The following is a 15,863-nucleotide window of genomic DNA, read 5'->3' on the forward strand; positions in this document are numbered from 1 at the left end:
GGCATTCCCTCAAGATTGGGCGTTGAATCAAAACATTTTTGTATGTGCCTATCTTTACCGCATTCGTGGAGAACGTGCCGAGAATTTAGTGCATGCGATCACTGCCGATGATTTATCTTTACAAGTAAGAACCCGCTTGGCATTACCTCAAGATTGGGCACGGACACAAAACAATTTTGGCAATGCCTATAGCTATCGCATTCGGGGAGAACGCGCTGAGAATTTGGAACAGTCAATCACAAGCTACGAGTTGGCTTTACAGGTTTATACCCGTGAGGCATTCCCGGAAAAATGGGCTCAAACGCAAAGCAACTTAGCAGAAGCACTGATGCAACGTGCCACACTAACTGAAAATATCAATAATTTAGATACTGCCATCACTCTGCTACAGGAAGCCCTAGAAATTGCAGTTCCCCGCAGTCCCAACTTTATCGACTCCCAGTATCGCTTAGGAAACGCCCTCTCCCGTCGCTACGAATACAACCCAAATCCCAGTGACTTAGAGCAGGCATTGCAGGCGTATAAAATTGCCTTAGACGCAATTAGCCCAGAACACTACGATAGACAGCAGATCTGGCAAGCCATACCCACAACCCAATCCATTTTAGGCAGTCGTCTGGTTCACGATGGACAATGGCAGGAAGGGCTACAACTTCTACTCAACAGCGTTAACCAACTTAGCACGGGAAGCGATCAGCTAGCCCACGCTAATGCTCTTTTCCAAATCGGACACGCCCACGAAACGCTCAGTGATTGGGATAATGCCCGCCTCTACTATCGGGATGCCCTACGCCTGTATGACCATCTCAACGATGCACCCGGTATCGCTAAAAGTCGTCATGGGTTGGGGAGTGTACTGGTGTCTCAAGGATATCTGAAAAAAGGCATGGCTGAACTATTTAAAGCCCGTGAGCGTTATCATCAATTGAAAAAGACCGACCAAGCTGCGGAAGTGGATAATCTCTATCAAGCAGCACAACGAGCGATGGAACGACAAGCAAGGGAGGTTTATGTATGACCACGGCTGACGATATTTTTGACCAGTCGGTAAACAATATTCAGCGTTTAGGACTCAAAGAGATTCCCTTTACCGAAAGCCCCACCGATTTGCGAAGCGAAACCCTGAACCATATTTTCACGGGACGACAAGATGAACTGCGCCAAGTGTTTAATCTGTTCCAAAGTCGTGAACGTCGCCGTATTCTAGTCTATGGTCGGTTAGGAATTGGCAAAAGTGCCTTTTTGCTAGAAGTGATATCCGTGCTGCGCCGCAAGCTTCCGAAAATGCTGACCACTTACATTTCCCTACCCGCTAATTTGGATCTCGCCACAACCGCCTTAATTGCCCTAGCGCAAGAAATGACAGATGACGAATGGGCGCAACGTCAACTGTATCAGATGGGGATTCCTACTGAAAAAGTCTTGAAGGAACGCAGCTCCGAAGTCGGGGGCAATATGGTGATAAATGCCAAGACTAGCGAGAAAGATTTACCCATCAGCAAACCCCAATATCCCACTGTCAGCCTCAACACCCTTTTAAATCGGGCGCAAAAGAAATATCCCGAAGGTGTGGTGATTGCGATTGATGATCTAGACAAGCAAAACCCCCATCGAGTCAGGCAATTAATGCACGATGCTCAAGGTACATTAAAAGGTCCAGCCTGGTTCTTGCTGACGGGACACCCAATGGGTTTAATGGGAGATTTACTCACCAGTGAACGCGGTTTATTTGACCTACAACTCAAGCTAGAAGAAATGGATCAGGAAACCACCTATCAGATGCTGATCAATTATCTTAGCAGTGCGCGGATTAAAAATAACTCCACTGATCCGAATGATCCGCGTTCTGTATTACCCTTTCTACCCGACACAGCCAAGCGCTTTTGTCAGGTTTCTCTAGGTAAACCTCGTCTGTTCAACCGATTGGGTAGCACAGTCTTGTCAACGGCGGCAAATCTTCAGGTCGATAAAATTACCCCAGAGGTTTTGGACAAGGGTTTAAAAGCAGCAGAGCCAACCTTGCGCCAACAAGCTGCATTGAACGTGCAAGAAGAGCGAGTTCGTGCTTTATTGCAGCAGCGAGGTAGCCTTTCAGATGAAACGATAACGATAGATGATTTGGAACAGTTAGGCTTCCGCAGTTTTAGCCAAGTTTTGCCCTATTTAGAACGATTAGAAGAGGCAGATTTGGCGCATCAGATCAACCAAGACGATACCAAAACATTCGCCCCAATTCCTCTCCCCCCGGCGGACGAGGAGCCACCCATAGATAGTTGAGTTCAATGGTAGAAGCTGCTGAATGAAAACCTGTAGCGCTGATCAGATGAGTGACCCCAATCCTAAGTTGAATGGCACTGACTTAAGCTGAATGTCGCTGACTTAAGCGGGTTTCGTAGTAGGCACTTTAGTGCCAGAAGCGCTAAAACGCTGACTACAAACTCTGCGCGATCGCACTCCATACACACCCCTTGATTAACTGGCAATTTCTTCAAGTGTTTGCTCACTCGTACACAGCCGATCCTCTAATTCAATATCGCTAACACCCAACATTTCCGCTACCCGTCGCAGGGATAATTTGTCCGCTAGAACAGCACGATAGGTAAGTTCGAGGAAGATTCTGGGTAAACGTTTTTCCACAGGAATAAACCCCTCTCCACTCTCAAAGTAAGAACTATAACCCAAGTTTCGAGATAAATGTGCGGGCTGAATCTGCTTAAAATCTTCCTGAGAACCTGCAAGTTGATGTTCCCAATCCAATCGAACTAACATTTCTTCATAGCTAACGCCGAAATAGTGCGCTAAATGCACAACTTCCGCCGGATGCCTCACCCGTTTTACTCCAAAACTATGTAAACGTTCCTGCAATGCTGCTGAAGGAATCAGGAAGTAGGCAACAAATTTTTCAGCAAAACATTCCAACGGATTGGTATCTCCATGGTGACAAAGAATAGCAGATTGGTCATGTTGATAGAGACAATGAGCTAATCCATGAGCCAAGCTAAAAGAGAGACGAGTATCAGTCTGGGTTTGGTTAATGGCAATAATATTTCCCAGTTTAGGATGAGACAAAAATAGCCCAGAGATAGCATTTTGTTCCTTGCCAAAGGGAAGAATAAATATCATTAATCCTTGAGCCTCTAAGAAGCTTCGCAAATTAATTAGGGGAGCCATTCCCAAGTTGTAGTGATATCGAGCCTTTTGAGCCGCTAACACCGCCGTCTCAGTTTCAAGTAAGAGGCGATTGGCAAGAGGAGCAAAAGGTGGGTGAGAAACGCCAGGAAAAGGAGTGTCTGTCTGAGTGTAGAGTTCCTCTAGAGCATAAATTTTTTCAATCAAACGGGCAATTACCGCTTTACTGGAAGCAGAAATAGTTTCAGAATTAAGCCGTAATGCTTCTTCCCAGTCGGATTGAACGGTTTCTTCGCCAAACAGCGATCGCAGGGGTACTCCGTAAAGCCGAGATAGACGCTCCAAGGTAAGAGCATCCACCCGACGCTTCCCGCTCTCATACTGGTTTAGAGCTGCCGCCGTGACATCTATAACTTGAGCGGCTTCGGTTTGACTTATTCGAGATCGCTCACGCGCTAGCCGCAGGCGCTGACCTAGGATTTCGTAATTCATGTTCATCTGAATTAGCCTGAAAGAGGCTGAGGCTGATTTTCATATTAACATAATGTTAATATAATATTTTATATTTATTTTTATTAACAGTTAATTGGTATGACGCAAATTATTATAGATACCGTAGTCCTGCGGGTTATGAGTTTTGCCCACCCCCAAGGAATAGAAATTCTGCTAGACGCTATCAATGTCTCCTGTGGGCGGTTTCCCACTGAAGTTTATAACCGCGATGAGGATAGTCTTCCTCTAGAAGCCAACGATGAGGAGTTAAGTGAACTCGCTAGGGGACTGCGATACGCTCAGCGTCGGATACAACAACTCCCGCTAACAGAATCTCGGCGTTTCCAAACTTGGCTCAAAAATGCAGAGCAGCTCAATCAACATTTTGATCGAGGAAGCCTTGTTGTTGAAATTTTAACGGTGGAGGAACTCTACAAGCGAGAGATACTTCAGACAAACTATCCACAGTTAGGTAAAGGTGAGGTAGCTTGCTTGGTGCTAGCCCAGCGCTATCAAGTGCAGGCAGTATTCCTTTCGTCGGATGATAAAGCTTGTGAAGTAGCCAAAGATTTGAAAATTCCCCATCTGACTTTGCCAGATATTCTTGAGGCTTGGGTGCAAACGAAGAAGCCACCGCAAGCAGAACTCAATACCCTAATTGAAGGCATGGCTAACGCTCAATTTAGTTTGAAACGGAGCTTTGAAGAACAACTGCGACAGCGATTATAGCGTTTCTCATCAGGATAGATGCAGGGGGTGAGGGCGCAAGGATGGTGCCCCTACATTCACCTCTTCTGTTATTCACTGATCAGGCTGGATTCGATTACTAATGACAATTTGGCAGGATAGAGCGATCGCACACCCCAATTTTCTGGCATCCTAGAGATGGTCAAGAGTCCCCTAGAACAGCTTCATGCCCCTTTCCCACTGCACCAATCCAGAAATCTCACCAGCATCTCAACCCACAGACGTTGATTGGCGTAGAGGTTTTGCAGCATGAAGCCAGATAGTAAGTATCAGCCACTCCTGGAATTTCTGCGTCAGAGCAATCAAGCGGAAGTCATTCTCACCTTTGCAGAAATTGAGGAAATTATGAATGACACCTTACCCGACTCAGCACACAAAAAACGGGCATGGTGGAGCAATCGCAGCAAAGGCGCACTGCAAGCTTCTGCTTGGATGGAAGCTGGATATCGGGTTGAGGATGTGGATTTGGAGCAACAACGGGTGACATTCCGCCAACCTACGGCTAAACCCAAAGTTCAGCGCGTGGGTGACACTGTGCTATGGAATGCTCAACTCATCAAAGCACTGCGCCGCCACATGGGTTTAACCCAGGCAGAGTTTGCCCAAAAGCTTGGTGTGTATCAGCAAACGGTTAGCCAGTGGGAAAACAGCGCTTATGAACCGACTCTCGCTACATCGAAATATCTAACTTTAATCGCTCAACAAGCTGGATTCGAGTATTGAGAGGAAAGCTAAAAGTTCAGAATATTTTTCAACGGATGTATTGACATTTTACAATGTAAGTTTTACTATAACAATATACAATCTACATTGTATTTAAGCGTAAATCCTGACTGCGGCTCACCCAAAGTCCTCTCCGTTTTCCTAGACGGCAACATCTACCCCAACAATAAAGCCATGCAACGCATACGCCATCGCATCAACCCCAAAACCTTCGTCATCACCCTTGGGCAAATTGCCAAACACCTGAACATCCCCCAAGAGCGTATCCTCAACTGGGAAAAATGGCATAACGTTCTTTGGGTACATATCAAAGGAATCGGTGGTTACTTTGTCAGTTATCGCCAGATTGAACAGTGGATTGCTGCTTGTCGTACCCTTATACGCTACTGTCCCAATCTAAATGCCCTCGATCGCCTGTGGCAATCAATATGTATTGAAGCCCAACGCTATACACCAGAGGCATTATCCCGACTCGAAATAATCCACCAGCAGCGATATGTCTACTTATCCAACCGCTAACAAACCTAAATGTGTCACAAGCCAGCACCAAGTTTCCGACGCTTTCTGCCGACTTGTGACTACCCCATAAACGGAGACTTTTTCCATGTTAAAACCAAACTGTCCCCCTGGTGAACTTACCTACCAGCAAGGCTCAACTATCCCCGTCCTCAACCCAGAGATTTACGCCATCTTGCCTTGATGGACTTTGTGTTAGAACGTTATGAAGATATTCCGGCTGAATTGTTAGATTGGCTTTGCCCTCCTGAGTCTAATCCATAGACAATCTACAATCTTAAGTAAAGGGCGACCCGACCCAATTGAATGGACTGGTGTTGGAAATTAGAGCAAGCGGGTCGCCCCTACAGTTTCCCATTGACAAATGACCAATGACCAATGACCAATGACCAATGACCAATTCGGGTAGTATTCTTTAAATATATGGCATCACCTTGCTCAGGAAAAATGTACCCTTGCTCCCCCAGCTCCCAGACGTGCCATGGCACGTCTCTACATTGGCTTCCCCAGCTTCCCCCGCTCCCCCTCACCACAAAACTTATTCAGCAGCCTCTACTTAGGTTTGCCGTTCTTTGGCTAATTCAATCAACTGATCAACTAATTGAGGGAACGGCACACCAGTGGCTTCCCAAAGTTGAGGATACATACTGGTGGCGGTGAAACCGGGTAAGGTATTGACTTCATTAATCAAAACCTCTCCTGTCGCCTCTACATAAAAGAAATCTACCCGTGACAAACCCGCTGCATCCACCGCCGCAAATGCCTTGAGTGCCATCTCCTGAATCTGACGAGTCACACCATCAGGTAAGGGTGCGGGAATCGATAACGTGGCACGACCTTCTGTATATTTAGTTTCATAGTCGTAGAAATCGCTGGTATAACTAATTTCACCTACCACAGATGCTTTCGGATTATCATTCCCTAAAACCGCACATTCGACTTCCCGCGCCACGACTCCCGCTTCTACAATAATCCGGCGATCATAACTGGCGGCACTATCCAACGCTGTTTCTAATTCACTTCGCGATCGCACTTTGGCAATACCCACCGATGATCCCAAATTAGCGGGTTTCACAAAACAGGGATACCCTAACGCTTCCTCAATCTGATCACACAGTTTCGGGAAAACGCAGGGATTTGACCACACTTGGGCGCGACTCAATCCCTTATACTTCACTTGGGCGAGTCCCACTTGATCAAATACCTGTTTCATGGCAATTTTATCCATTGCCATTGCTGAACCTAAGACACCCGAACCCACACAAGGAACCTGCATTAACGTTAACAAGCCTTGAATCGTGCCATCTTCGCCATTGGGTCCGTGCAAGATGGGAAACCAAACCTCCACGTCAGCCACCTGAGGCGGAAATTGCCAGAGGTTTCCGTCTCCATTGGCTTCTAGAGGCGTTCCCGATGCCAAAACCTGCTGGGCGATGTCTGGGGGTTGCCAGATGCCATCTTTTTGAATATAAATCGGTAAAACCTCATACTTCTCCGTATTCGGCGGCGTACTCAACGCTTTCGCGATCGCTTGTGCTGAACAAATCGAAACCTCGTGTTCTCCTGAACGTCCCCCAAATAGCAGCCCGATTCGTACTTTTGTCATGTTTTTATCGATTGTTGATGGGTCAAAAACTTATCCTACTTGGTCATGGCGGGTTTCGTAATACTCCGATCTAGCAGCCGTCTCAATAAAACGGATTTAAGTAGGGTGGGCAACACTTATAAACTTAAAGACCCTAATATTATCATTAGTTGGGCTTGCCCACCCTCCTGCGGACAAAGGACGAATGACATAAGACATAAGACAAATCGTCATAAACCATAAAGCAGAATAATTAACGGGGGAATAACAAAAGTCATCAAAAGACTCAGGGGAGCGCCCACGCGGAAAAAGTCCAAAAACCGATAACCTCCTGCACTGTAGACCATCGTATTGGTTTGATACCCAATCGGTGTCATAAAACTATTTGACGCGGCGAAGGTGACAGCAAACATAAAGGCAAAGGGATTGAGATCCAACGTCTGAGCCACTTGCACTGAAATGGGTAAGAGTAAAACCACCGAAGCGTTATTGGATAACACCTCAGTCAATAACGCCGTAATCAGAAAGAAAAACGTCAGCATCCAGTAGGGCGAAAAATTACTGCCTAGGGAAACTAAATTATCGGCTAACCATTTAGTCGTTCCCGAATTTTCCATGGCAATTCCCAACGGAATTAATCCAGCCAAGAGAAAGATAATATCCCAGCGAACCGCACTATACACTTCCCCAGGTTTCAGACAGCCCGTGACGACCATTAAAACCACTCCCGCCAAGGCACTAACCAAAATTGGGAATAGGTCAAACGCCGCAACTAGAACAACACCCACACCAATTGCTACAGCAATTCCAGCTTTTTCTCGCCGTAACGACTCCATGTCTCGTTGCTCAAAGACTAACAAATCGCGACTGTTTTGTAATCCGACAAAACTTTGCTTGGGTCCTTGTACCAAGAGCAAATCCCCAAACCGTAAGGGAACTTTTCCCAACCGTTCTCGAACAAATTCTTGTCCACGACGAATGGCTAATACCGTCAGGTTATAGCGTTGCCGAAATCGAAAGTCTTTAAGGGTAGATCCGGCTAGATCAGAGTTGGACAAGATTAAGACTTCTGCGATCGTATCTTCCCCAGATGTTAAGTCTTCTTCGAGGGATTTCTTGCCAAATTGGACATCGGGCAAAATATCGATCCCCCGTTCCGCTTTAATATTCAGTAAACATTCCCGTTTACCCCGAACAACTAAAATATCTCCAGGCTGCAATATTTTATCAGCCAGAGGTTGGGCAAAACGGGTGTCGTTACGGATGATCTCGAGTACGTCCATATCAAATTTACGCTGAATTTGAGTCGAACGTAACGTTTGTCCAACCAAGCTGGAACCTGGTGAGATCACAATTTCACTCACATAGTCTTGAAGTCCATACTCTTGAGTATCACTACCCGCCGCTTTTTTATTGGGTAATAGCCGGGGGGCAATTAATACAAGATAGGTTAAGCCAATCGTGAAGGTGAGTAGTCCTAATTTGGTGAACTGAAATAAACTGAATGTACCGTACCCCAATTTATCCGACAAACCACTCGCCAAAATGTTGGTGGATGTGCCAATTACGGTAATCATTCCCCCTAAAATGGTGGCATAAGACAAAGGAATGAGAAGCTTGGAGGGAGAAATCCGCTGTTGGCGACATAAATCTTCCACAATCGGCAGAAAGACAGCCAGGACGGCGGTATTATTGATCACACCGCTAATCGGACCCGCAATTGCCCCCAAGGCTAAAATCTGCTGCGAGGAGGTTTTACCTCCCCACTTCACTAGGAGTTCACTAACGATTTGAATCGCACCCGTGCGGGCAATTCCGGCACTGAGAATAAACATTGCCATCACGGTAATCGTGGCGGAACTACTAAACCCAGATATGCCTTCCTCTGGGGTGACTAATCCCAGCACGATCAGCAGCACCATAATTGTGAGTGCGGTAATATCAACGGGCAACCATTCGCTGATGAATAAAATCAGGGTCAGTAGGATAACACCGAGGGTGAGAAGAATCGTCGTCATAGCGGGTGAGATGCATTAAGTGGCAAGTAGCGTTCGGGTTAGCACTGAATCTAATATACTCGCTGAAATTATTAATCCGTCCCTTGATACATCTGTTCAGCGACTCTTTTCAGGCGGCGTAGCTGGGCTTTCATATCCTGCTGTGTCAATCTTGTGGCAAAGCTATTAAAGCCCCAACTGACCAGAGGATTGGGAATTTCAAACTCAAAACGATTCAGCAGCCTCGTACCTCGAATCGTGGGTTGACATTCCCAGCGATCGCGCCCTCGGAAAAATCCTTGGAATTGCCAAACGACTAAACCGGGTTCCCGTTCCACAACGACGCTGTTGAGGGTAGGCTGCACTAGCGGAATTTGAATCACAAAGCGACTGCGACTGCCAATATCTGTACTCCACTCCCCCACCGGATAACAACGCAGGGCTGGATTGAGCCAGCGGTGCATCAGCGTCAGATCCGTTATACAGCGCTCAACAGTAGTGGCACTGGCTTTTATGGGAATAGATTGTTCAAAAACTTGAGAATTGGACATTTAAAGCGATAATAGGGTCTCGATAGCTGGTAATCTGACTTGTATTACTACAGCGTTAGCTCGCTGTATCGGACTCAATCCGGATCGAATCTCCTCTATTGTGCAGAAAGGGAGGAAGACGAGGCAAATCGGAGATCAGGAAACTCTTGGCAACGCCAGATCAGGGATGAGAGCATCTGGTTTTCCGATCGGCTTCACTTGCCTCGCCTATTTGACAAAGAGAGATGCTATACCCTGATGAACCCCAAAAAAAGCTGATTTGAGGTAAAAAACTAACATAAGCTTGATTTTTGTCACCAAATTCCCCATAAAGATAGAGGTGACGCCGTAATCAGTGGAACAACGATAGCAATGACGCTCGGAGGCGAAAAATCTTGAATTAGCCCAAAAACATGGAGACAAAGATATCGATGGATTGAGAGGACTATAAATACTCGATGAGTTGTAGCCTGAAAGTCACAGATTGTGTGTGACTGCGTTTACTGTTAGAGAATAATTAGATAAGGAAGACTATGAACCAACCTTGGCAAGGAATTATCCCAATTGGAGGTGTGCCCCCTTGGGTGCATCCCCTCTTAGCCCAAGACACACCAGCACCCATCCAAGAAACTCAGGCTGGTGTTCAGGGAATTATGAACAATCTGAGTAGCTTCGTGCCGAATCTAATTGCCGCGATCCTGATCCTGATTGTCGGTTGGATCGTTGCCTTGATTGCTAAGTCAATTACCAAAGGACTGCTCAACCGCACCCGTATCGACAATCAAATTGCCGAGTGGTTTTCTGGCGGTCAACAAGGAGCAGAAGCACCGCCGATCGAAAAATGGGTAGCCGGTGCAGTTTTCTGGATTATCATCATCTTCACGGTGGTAGCGGTTCTGCAGACGTTGAAGCTTGAGGTCGTCTCTCAACCGCTGAATAATTTCCTCAACAAAATCCTGGAGTTCTTGCCCCAGATTTTCGCCGCGGCAATTCTGGTGGTGGTGGCTTGGTTATTGGCAAGCTTGGTCAAGCTGATTACAACCCGAGGATTACGGGCATTAGGTTTGGATGAGCGCTTGGGTGAACAAGTCAACGAGACACCCCGTTCTGGAGCAGGTGAGACTCAACGTCAAACCAACCAGTTCTCCCTGAGCGAAACCATGGGGAACGCTCTGTACTGGTTCATTTTTCTGCTGTTTCTGCCCTCCATTCTCAGCACTCTGGGCTTGGAAGGAACCCTGCGCCCAGTGCAGGAGTTGCTGAATGAAATTTTGGCAATTTTGCCAGATATCTTGGCAGCGCTTGTAATTGCGGCAGCAGGTTGGCTAGTGGCTCAGGTTGTGCGGCGCATCGTCACCAATCTGTTGTCAGCCGCCGGAACGGATCAATTAGGAGCGCGATTTGGACTGCAAAGTGCGCCCGGAGGGAAATCACTGTCCTGGATTATTGGCACGACTGTTTATGTCTTAATTTTGATCCCCGTCGGCATCGCCGCGCTGAATGCCTTACAGATTGAGGCGATCTCAGAGCCTGCGATCGCGATGTTAAATCAGATTCTCGATGCTCTACCGAAAATCTTTACGGCAGCGTTGATTCTGTTGATTGCTTATGTAATCGGTCAGTTTGTCAAGGATTTAGTTACCAATATTCTCGCCAGCATTGGCTTTAATAATGTTTATCGCTGGATAGGGATACCGGAACCTCGTCCCAGTCGTCCTGCTCCCACTCCCCCCCCTGCTGAACCTTCGGAGTTAGGCATACCCACTCCAGAGACTGGATCAGAAACGCGGGTTCAAGCGGAATCAACTCCCTCCATTCGTACACCGTCAGAACTGGTAGGTATTATTGCATTCATTGCTATCCTCTTGTTTGCTACGGTTGCTGCGACGAATGTCTTGCAGTTTGAAGCCTTAACCACAATTGTCACCGGGATTATTGTCATCGCGGGTCAGATTCTGGCGGGGTTAATTGTCTTTGCGGTTGGCTTGTACTTTGCGAATCTTGCCTTTAACTTGATTACCAGTTCGCGATCGCGCCAATCCCAAATCCTGGCACAAGCAGCTCGGATTGCGATTATTTCCTTTTCCGCTGCGATGGCGCTGCAACAAATGGGTATCGCTGGCGACATCGTAAATTTAGCCTTTGGCTTACTCTTAGGCGCAATTGCTGTCGCGATCGCGCTGGCGTTTGGACTCGGATCTCGCGATATTGCGGCGGGTCAAGTTCGTGAATGGTTATCTTCATTCAAAGAAGACAGACCCCCCGGACCCTACCAATAACGGGAAAGAGAATCCAACAGCTTTGAATTCGATCCCCTGCCAAAACGTGCAGGGGATTCTCCTGGATTTTTCACAAAAAGATGAAAAAAAGGGGTCACAATATGCCCAAATATAGATATACCAAGCATTTCGGCAATTTAAGTTAATGACCCCAACATTAACAGATTGTATCCCAAAACAAGGCTAAAGCCTTATACCGTAATGGTTTTAACGCTCAAGCTCCTCAAAAATCGCGGAAAGCCGCACGGTGAGGCAGTTTTGATTTTTTGGCTGGGGGAACTTCAGTTTAAAGGGGAGGGAACTCGAACGGCTTACTTTTCACTTTAAACGGATGGAGCGTAAGTCTTCTTGTATTAATCGTTTGACTTGGCTTTTTTTCGTCTTCTTGAATGCTCTCGCTTGAATAAGGCTCCAAATCCTAAAGCGGTAGCTGAACCAAGAATAGTCAGAGGTTCTGGGACTGCCGTCGGGTCAGAAATAGGGTTTAACAAAACAGGACGGGGTGTACCATTAATCAAGCCTATCCCCGTAATTTGTCCAACATTATTTATATCGTTGGCAATAAATAGTTCCCAACCTGAATCAGCAGTAATTAAACTATTGAGGTCAATCATCACCCCGTTTTCCCAGAGAAAAGGAGCAAATCTTAAACTGTCCACATCATAGGCATAGCCAACCACTTGACCTGCATTGTTAATGCCGTTTGCTTCGCTTGTAGGAAGATCATCCAGCGTACCCAGATCTGTCATCGTGCCATCTTGCCACAGGAAGGCGTGGTGGTTGAAAGAACCCTCAAGGTCGGCATGACCAACGACCTGTCCAGAGTTGTTGAGATCAAAAGCACTACTACTCGAACCACCCAGCGTTCCCAAATCGGTGATCACGCCGTTTTCCCAGAGGAAGGCGTGCTGATTTCCACTGCTTGTTTCTGCACCACCGACTATCTGAGAAGAATCATTAATTCTCACTGCTACGCTGGTGCTACCTCCTAAAGTACCGAGGTCAGTTACCATACCATCTTGCCAGAGAAAGGCACGTTCTTCACCGCTATTATTTTCTACCGAACCGACGACCTGACCCCTATTGTTGATGCCGAATGCCGAACTATTTACACCACCGAATGTTCCTAGGTCAGTCATTGTGCCATTTTCCCAGAGAAAAGCATGATTAGGAGAAAAAGAATTGCCGAAGGGATCTAGTGAGTTCACCTGTGACCGACCGACTATTTGCCCGGAGTCATTGATATCAAAGGCTTCGCTACTGAAACCCTCTAAATTTGCTAAATTGCCAAGGTCACTGAACACGCCGTTTTCCCAAAGAAAGGCACGCCCATTCTCCACAAAAGGAAGAAATCCACTACTGCCAACAATTTGACCCGTATCGTTAATTGCGATGGGAACAGGATCGTTATCGAATGAGCCAAGGTCAGTCACCGTATACATCGATGCCGCCTCCGCAGGTTGGAAAGCAGTAAGTCCCAGTAATGTCGCCGTTGCTAGTCCAAACGTGCTGACTTTATGAGTGATAGTTTTCATGTAATATTCCTAACTATTTACAGTTATGTTTATTTGTTTAAACTTTAAATCTAAAATTTAGAATTGTCGAATATTGTTTTACTAGATTTTAATTTTTATTGAGAGTTGTGAAAATAAATTCACTGATCTTGCTCTAACCCACGTCTGACTGTTTCGTGAAAGAGATCTTTTGCCGTCATAGTCTCACTTGCTAAATCGTTGGGTTGAGCGAAGTCGAAACCCAACCTACACTAATAACGATAAAATAAAAAAACTCAGAATTGTTTCCAAACTAGAGAATCCTGAGTCGTAGCCGAAACATGCAGCGCTAATTATACGAAAATAGAACTGTAGCCCATCCTTTCCCATCTAACCTTGAGTCAATCACCATCCCCTTCCCCTAAACCCACCAGCAATCGCCAAGACTACTATATTCACCGCGCTCGTGCCAGTTTGCGGCACACTTTATTCTGGTACAACAACCTGCATCACCGCCGCCCCCTTCCCGATGTGGAACTGCAAGCCGCCCTCCAGAATGAATTGGAGGTATTGCAGTTTAGCTTAGACAAACTTGACCAAGGCGTGATTCGTATTGCCACCTTTGGTTTAGTCAGTCGCGGTAAATCGGCTGTTGTCAATGCGTTGCTGGGTCAGAAAATCTTGCAGACAGGTCCCCTACATGGGGTAACCCAGTGGCCCAAGTCGGTACGTTGGACGCCTGGTGGTGAGGGGAAAGTGCAAGTTGAGTTAATTGATACGCCGGGATTGGATGAAGTTCAGGGAGAAGCACGGGCGCAGATGGCGCAACAGGTGGCGTCTGAGGCGGATTTAATTTTATTTGTCGTGGCTGGGGATATTACTCGCACGGAGTATCTGGCGTTGTCGGAACTGCGACAAGCCCAAAAGCCGCTGATTCTGGTATTTAACAAAATTGATTTGTATCCAGAACAGGATAGAGAGGCGATTTACCAGCAACTGCAAGAACTGGGTACAGGGACTCCGCGCGATCGCCGCTTACAAAAAATGTTATCACCAGAGGAGATTGTTCGGGTCGCCGCAGAACCCTCTCCCATACAAGTGCGGGTGGAATTACCCGATGGAACCGTCAATTATGAATGGGAAACCCTACCGCCGCAGGTGGATGAGTTGCAACAAGCCATTTTAAGGATACTCAATCGCGAAGGGCGATCGCTCTTGGCACTTAATGCCCTGTTTCAAGCCCGAACTGCCCAAGTTAGCATTGCCCAGAAAACTGTGGCACAACGTAAAGCAGACGCCGAAGATTTAATCTGGCGTTTTGCTAAGTATAAAGCCTTGGCAGTAGCACTGAATCCGATTGGTTTGTTGGATATCTTAGGGGGAACTGTAGCAGACTTGGCACTGATTCGTTCCTTATCGCGACTCTACGGTTTACCGATGACAAGTTATGAAGCGGGAAAATTATGGCGCAAAATATTAATGAGTTCCGGTGGTTTACTGTTGGGTGAACTGGGAAGTAGTGCGCTGTTGGGAATGGGTAAAAGTGCTTCAGCCGTTGCCAGTATTGGTGGAGTCACGGCTTTTGCTGGAACCGCCGTGACTCAAGCTGGAATTGCCGGGTATGGGGCGTATACGGTTGGTCATGCGGCGCAAGTGTATCTGGAACAAGGCTGCACTTGGGGATCTTTAGGTGCGAGTACGGTGATTCAAGATATTCTTAATCAAGTTGAACCAGATATGATTCTCTATCGCCTGCGACAGGAATTGGGTCAACATTTATAAATAGGGTCTGTTGAATAAGTCTTGTGGTGGGGAGCGTCTTATGTCATACTCGCGCAAGCGAGAAGCAAGCTACGTCATTTGCCATTTGTTATTTGTAGGGGCGGGTTTAGCTGTTTAATTTTGCTATCAACCGATAACCTCTCAACAAAACGGGTATTCCGGACTTAGTGTGCTAAACTTTTATTATAATACAACAGAAGTAAATCGCTTATTGTAAAATTATTAAAGTTCATGAAGCCAAATCCACACCTTTTTAATAGTTTCAGCTTATTGTTAACTCCTTCAACGACTCCATTTGTTGTTCTACTTTCAAAATAACCCACGACTTCGGCAAACCATCGTTTTATTGCTGATACACTTTTTTTATAGTAAATTTGAGCCTTGTCTAACCAATCAATTAGTTTTAAAGTTCCCTCTCCCAGGTTTTGACTTTCTTCAAATATTTTATGCAATTCTTCTTTTAATGAATGCATAATTCCAATTAAAGGCGAAGCTTCTTTGACTTGCTCTAATTTTTGAGTTTGCTTTTTTGATAATTTTATTTCCGATTTTAGTAGTGTATATTTACTCCCCTTTAAGCTACCGAATAA

General features: G+C 46.2%; 14 protein-coding genes. 7 read left to right on the forward strand and 7 right to left on the reverse strand.

The features are described 5' to 3' along the window. Together RIG66_RS20285 and RIG66_RS20290 are read left to right on the forward strand one after the other, a co-directional pair. Positions 1–1,018, forward strand: a 1,018-nt coding sequence (locus tag RIG66_RS20285; RefSeq protein WP_446380552.1) for a tetratricopeptide repeat protein, incomplete at its 5' end; no start/stop codon positions are given. Continuing rightward, a complete protein-coding gene (locus RIG66_RS20290; protein WP_446380553.1) occupies positions 1,015–2,277 on the forward strand; it encodes an AAA family ATPase in 1,263 nt (420 codons plus the stop codon). The genes RIG66_RS20285 and RIG66_RS20290, both read left to right, overlap by 4 nt. Positions 2,278–2,472: 195 nt before the next feature. Here RIG66_RS20290 and RIG66_RS20295 read toward each other — a convergent pair whose 3' ends face one another. Beyond that, complete coding sequence (locus RIG66_RS20295; protein ID WP_446380554.1) at positions 2,473–3,627, reverse strand: helix-turn-helix domain-containing protein; 1,155 nt, start codon at positions 3,625–3,627, stop codon at positions 2,473–2,475. 93 nt (positions 3,628–3,720) lie between these two features. Here RIG66_RS20295 and RIG66_RS20300 point away from each other — a divergent pair, with 93 nt between their 5' ends. The 3 genes from RIG66_RS20300 to RIG66_RS20310 all read left to right on the forward strand — a co-directional run bounded on the left by RIG66_RS20300 (position 3,721) and on the right by RIG66_RS20310 (position 5,610). Next, positions 3,721–4,350 carry a hypothetical protein gene (locus RIG66_RS20300; RefSeq protein WP_446380555.1) on the forward strand — a complete coding sequence of 210 codons (630 nt, stop codon included), beginning with the start codon at positions 3,721–3,723 and terminating at the stop codon, positions 4,348–4,350. 267 nt (positions 4,351–4,617) lie between these two features. Then, a complete protein-coding gene (locus RIG66_RS20305; RefSeq protein WP_446380556.1) occupies positions 4,618–5,091 on the forward strand; it encodes a helix-turn-helix domain-containing protein in 474 nt (157 codons plus the stop codon). 174 nt (positions 5,092–5,265) lie between these two features. Continuing rightward, a complete protein-coding gene (locus RIG66_RS20310) occupies positions 5,266–5,610 on the forward strand; it encodes a hypothetical protein (protein ID WP_446380557.1) in 345 nt (114 codons plus the stop codon). Positions 5,611–5,951: 341 nt separating this feature from the next. On the opposite strand, the gene RIG66_RS20315 is transcribed toward RIG66_RS20310, so the two are convergent. From RIG66_RS20315 to RIG66_RS20330, 4 genes are all read right to left on the reverse strand, one after another. Continuing rightward, the gene (locus RIG66_RS20315; protein ID WP_446380558.1) at positions 5,952–6,095 is read right to left on the reverse strand and encodes a hypothetical protein; all 144 of its coding nucleotides are present in this window, start codon (positions 6,093–6,095) and stop codon (positions 5,952–5,954) included. Between the two features lie 68 nt (positions 6,096–6,163). Continuing rightward, positions 6,164–7,213, reverse strand: coding sequence for a D-alanine--D-alanine ligase family protein (locus RIG66_RS20320; RefSeq protein WP_446380559.1), 1,050 nt, complete (start codon positions 7,211–7,213; stop codon positions 6,164–6,166). Positions 7,214–7,422: 209 nt separating this feature from the next. Further along, on the reverse strand, positions 7,423–9,210 hold the full coding sequence (locus RIG66_RS20325) for an SLC13 family permease (RefSeq protein ID WP_446380560.1): 1,788 nt from the start codon (positions 9,208–9,210) through the stop codon (positions 7,423–7,425). 71 nt (positions 9,211–9,281) lie between these two features. After that, positions 9,282–9,740: an SRPBCC family protein gene (locus RIG66_RS20330; protein ID WP_446380561.1), complete on the reverse strand. Its 459-nt coding sequence runs from the start codon at positions 9,738–9,740 to the stop codon at positions 9,282–9,284. 512 nt (positions 9,741–10,252) lie between these two features. On the opposite strand from RIG66_RS20330, the gene RIG66_RS20335 reads away from it, so the two are divergent. Continuing rightward, entirely contained in the window at positions 10,253–11,998 is a 1,746-nt protein-coding gene (locus tag RIG66_RS20335; RefSeq protein ID WP_446380562.1) for a mechanosensitive ion channel, read from the forward strand. Positions 11,999–12,351: 353 nt separating this feature from the next. Here RIG66_RS20335 and RIG66_RS20340 read toward each other — a convergent pair whose 3' ends face one another. Further along, complete coding sequence (locus RIG66_RS20340) at positions 12,352–13,533, reverse strand: PEP-CTERM sorting domain-containing protein (protein WP_446380563.1); 1,182 nt, start codon at positions 13,531–13,533, stop codon at positions 12,352–12,354. 354 nt (positions 13,534–13,887) lie between these two features. Here RIG66_RS20340 and RIG66_RS20345 point away from each other — a divergent pair, with 354 nt between their 5' ends. After that, entirely contained in the window at positions 13,888–15,273 is a 1,386-nt protein-coding gene (locus RIG66_RS20345; RefSeq protein ID WP_446380564.1) for a GTP-binding protein, read from the forward strand. Between the two features lie 164 nt (positions 15,274–15,437). Here the strand turns inward: RIG66_RS20345 and RIG66_RS20350 are convergent. Then, positions 15,438–15,863 (reverse strand): ISL3 family transposase (locus RIG66_RS20350; RefSeq protein ID WP_446380565.1); only part of this gene is annotated, 426 nt, incomplete at its 5' end.

It is taken from the genome of Coleofasciculus sp. E2-BRE-01 (genome assembly GCF_040221695.1).
Classification (GTDB): Bacteria; Cyanobacteriota; Cyanobacteriia; order Cyanobacteriales; family Coleofasciculaceae; genus Coleofasciculus.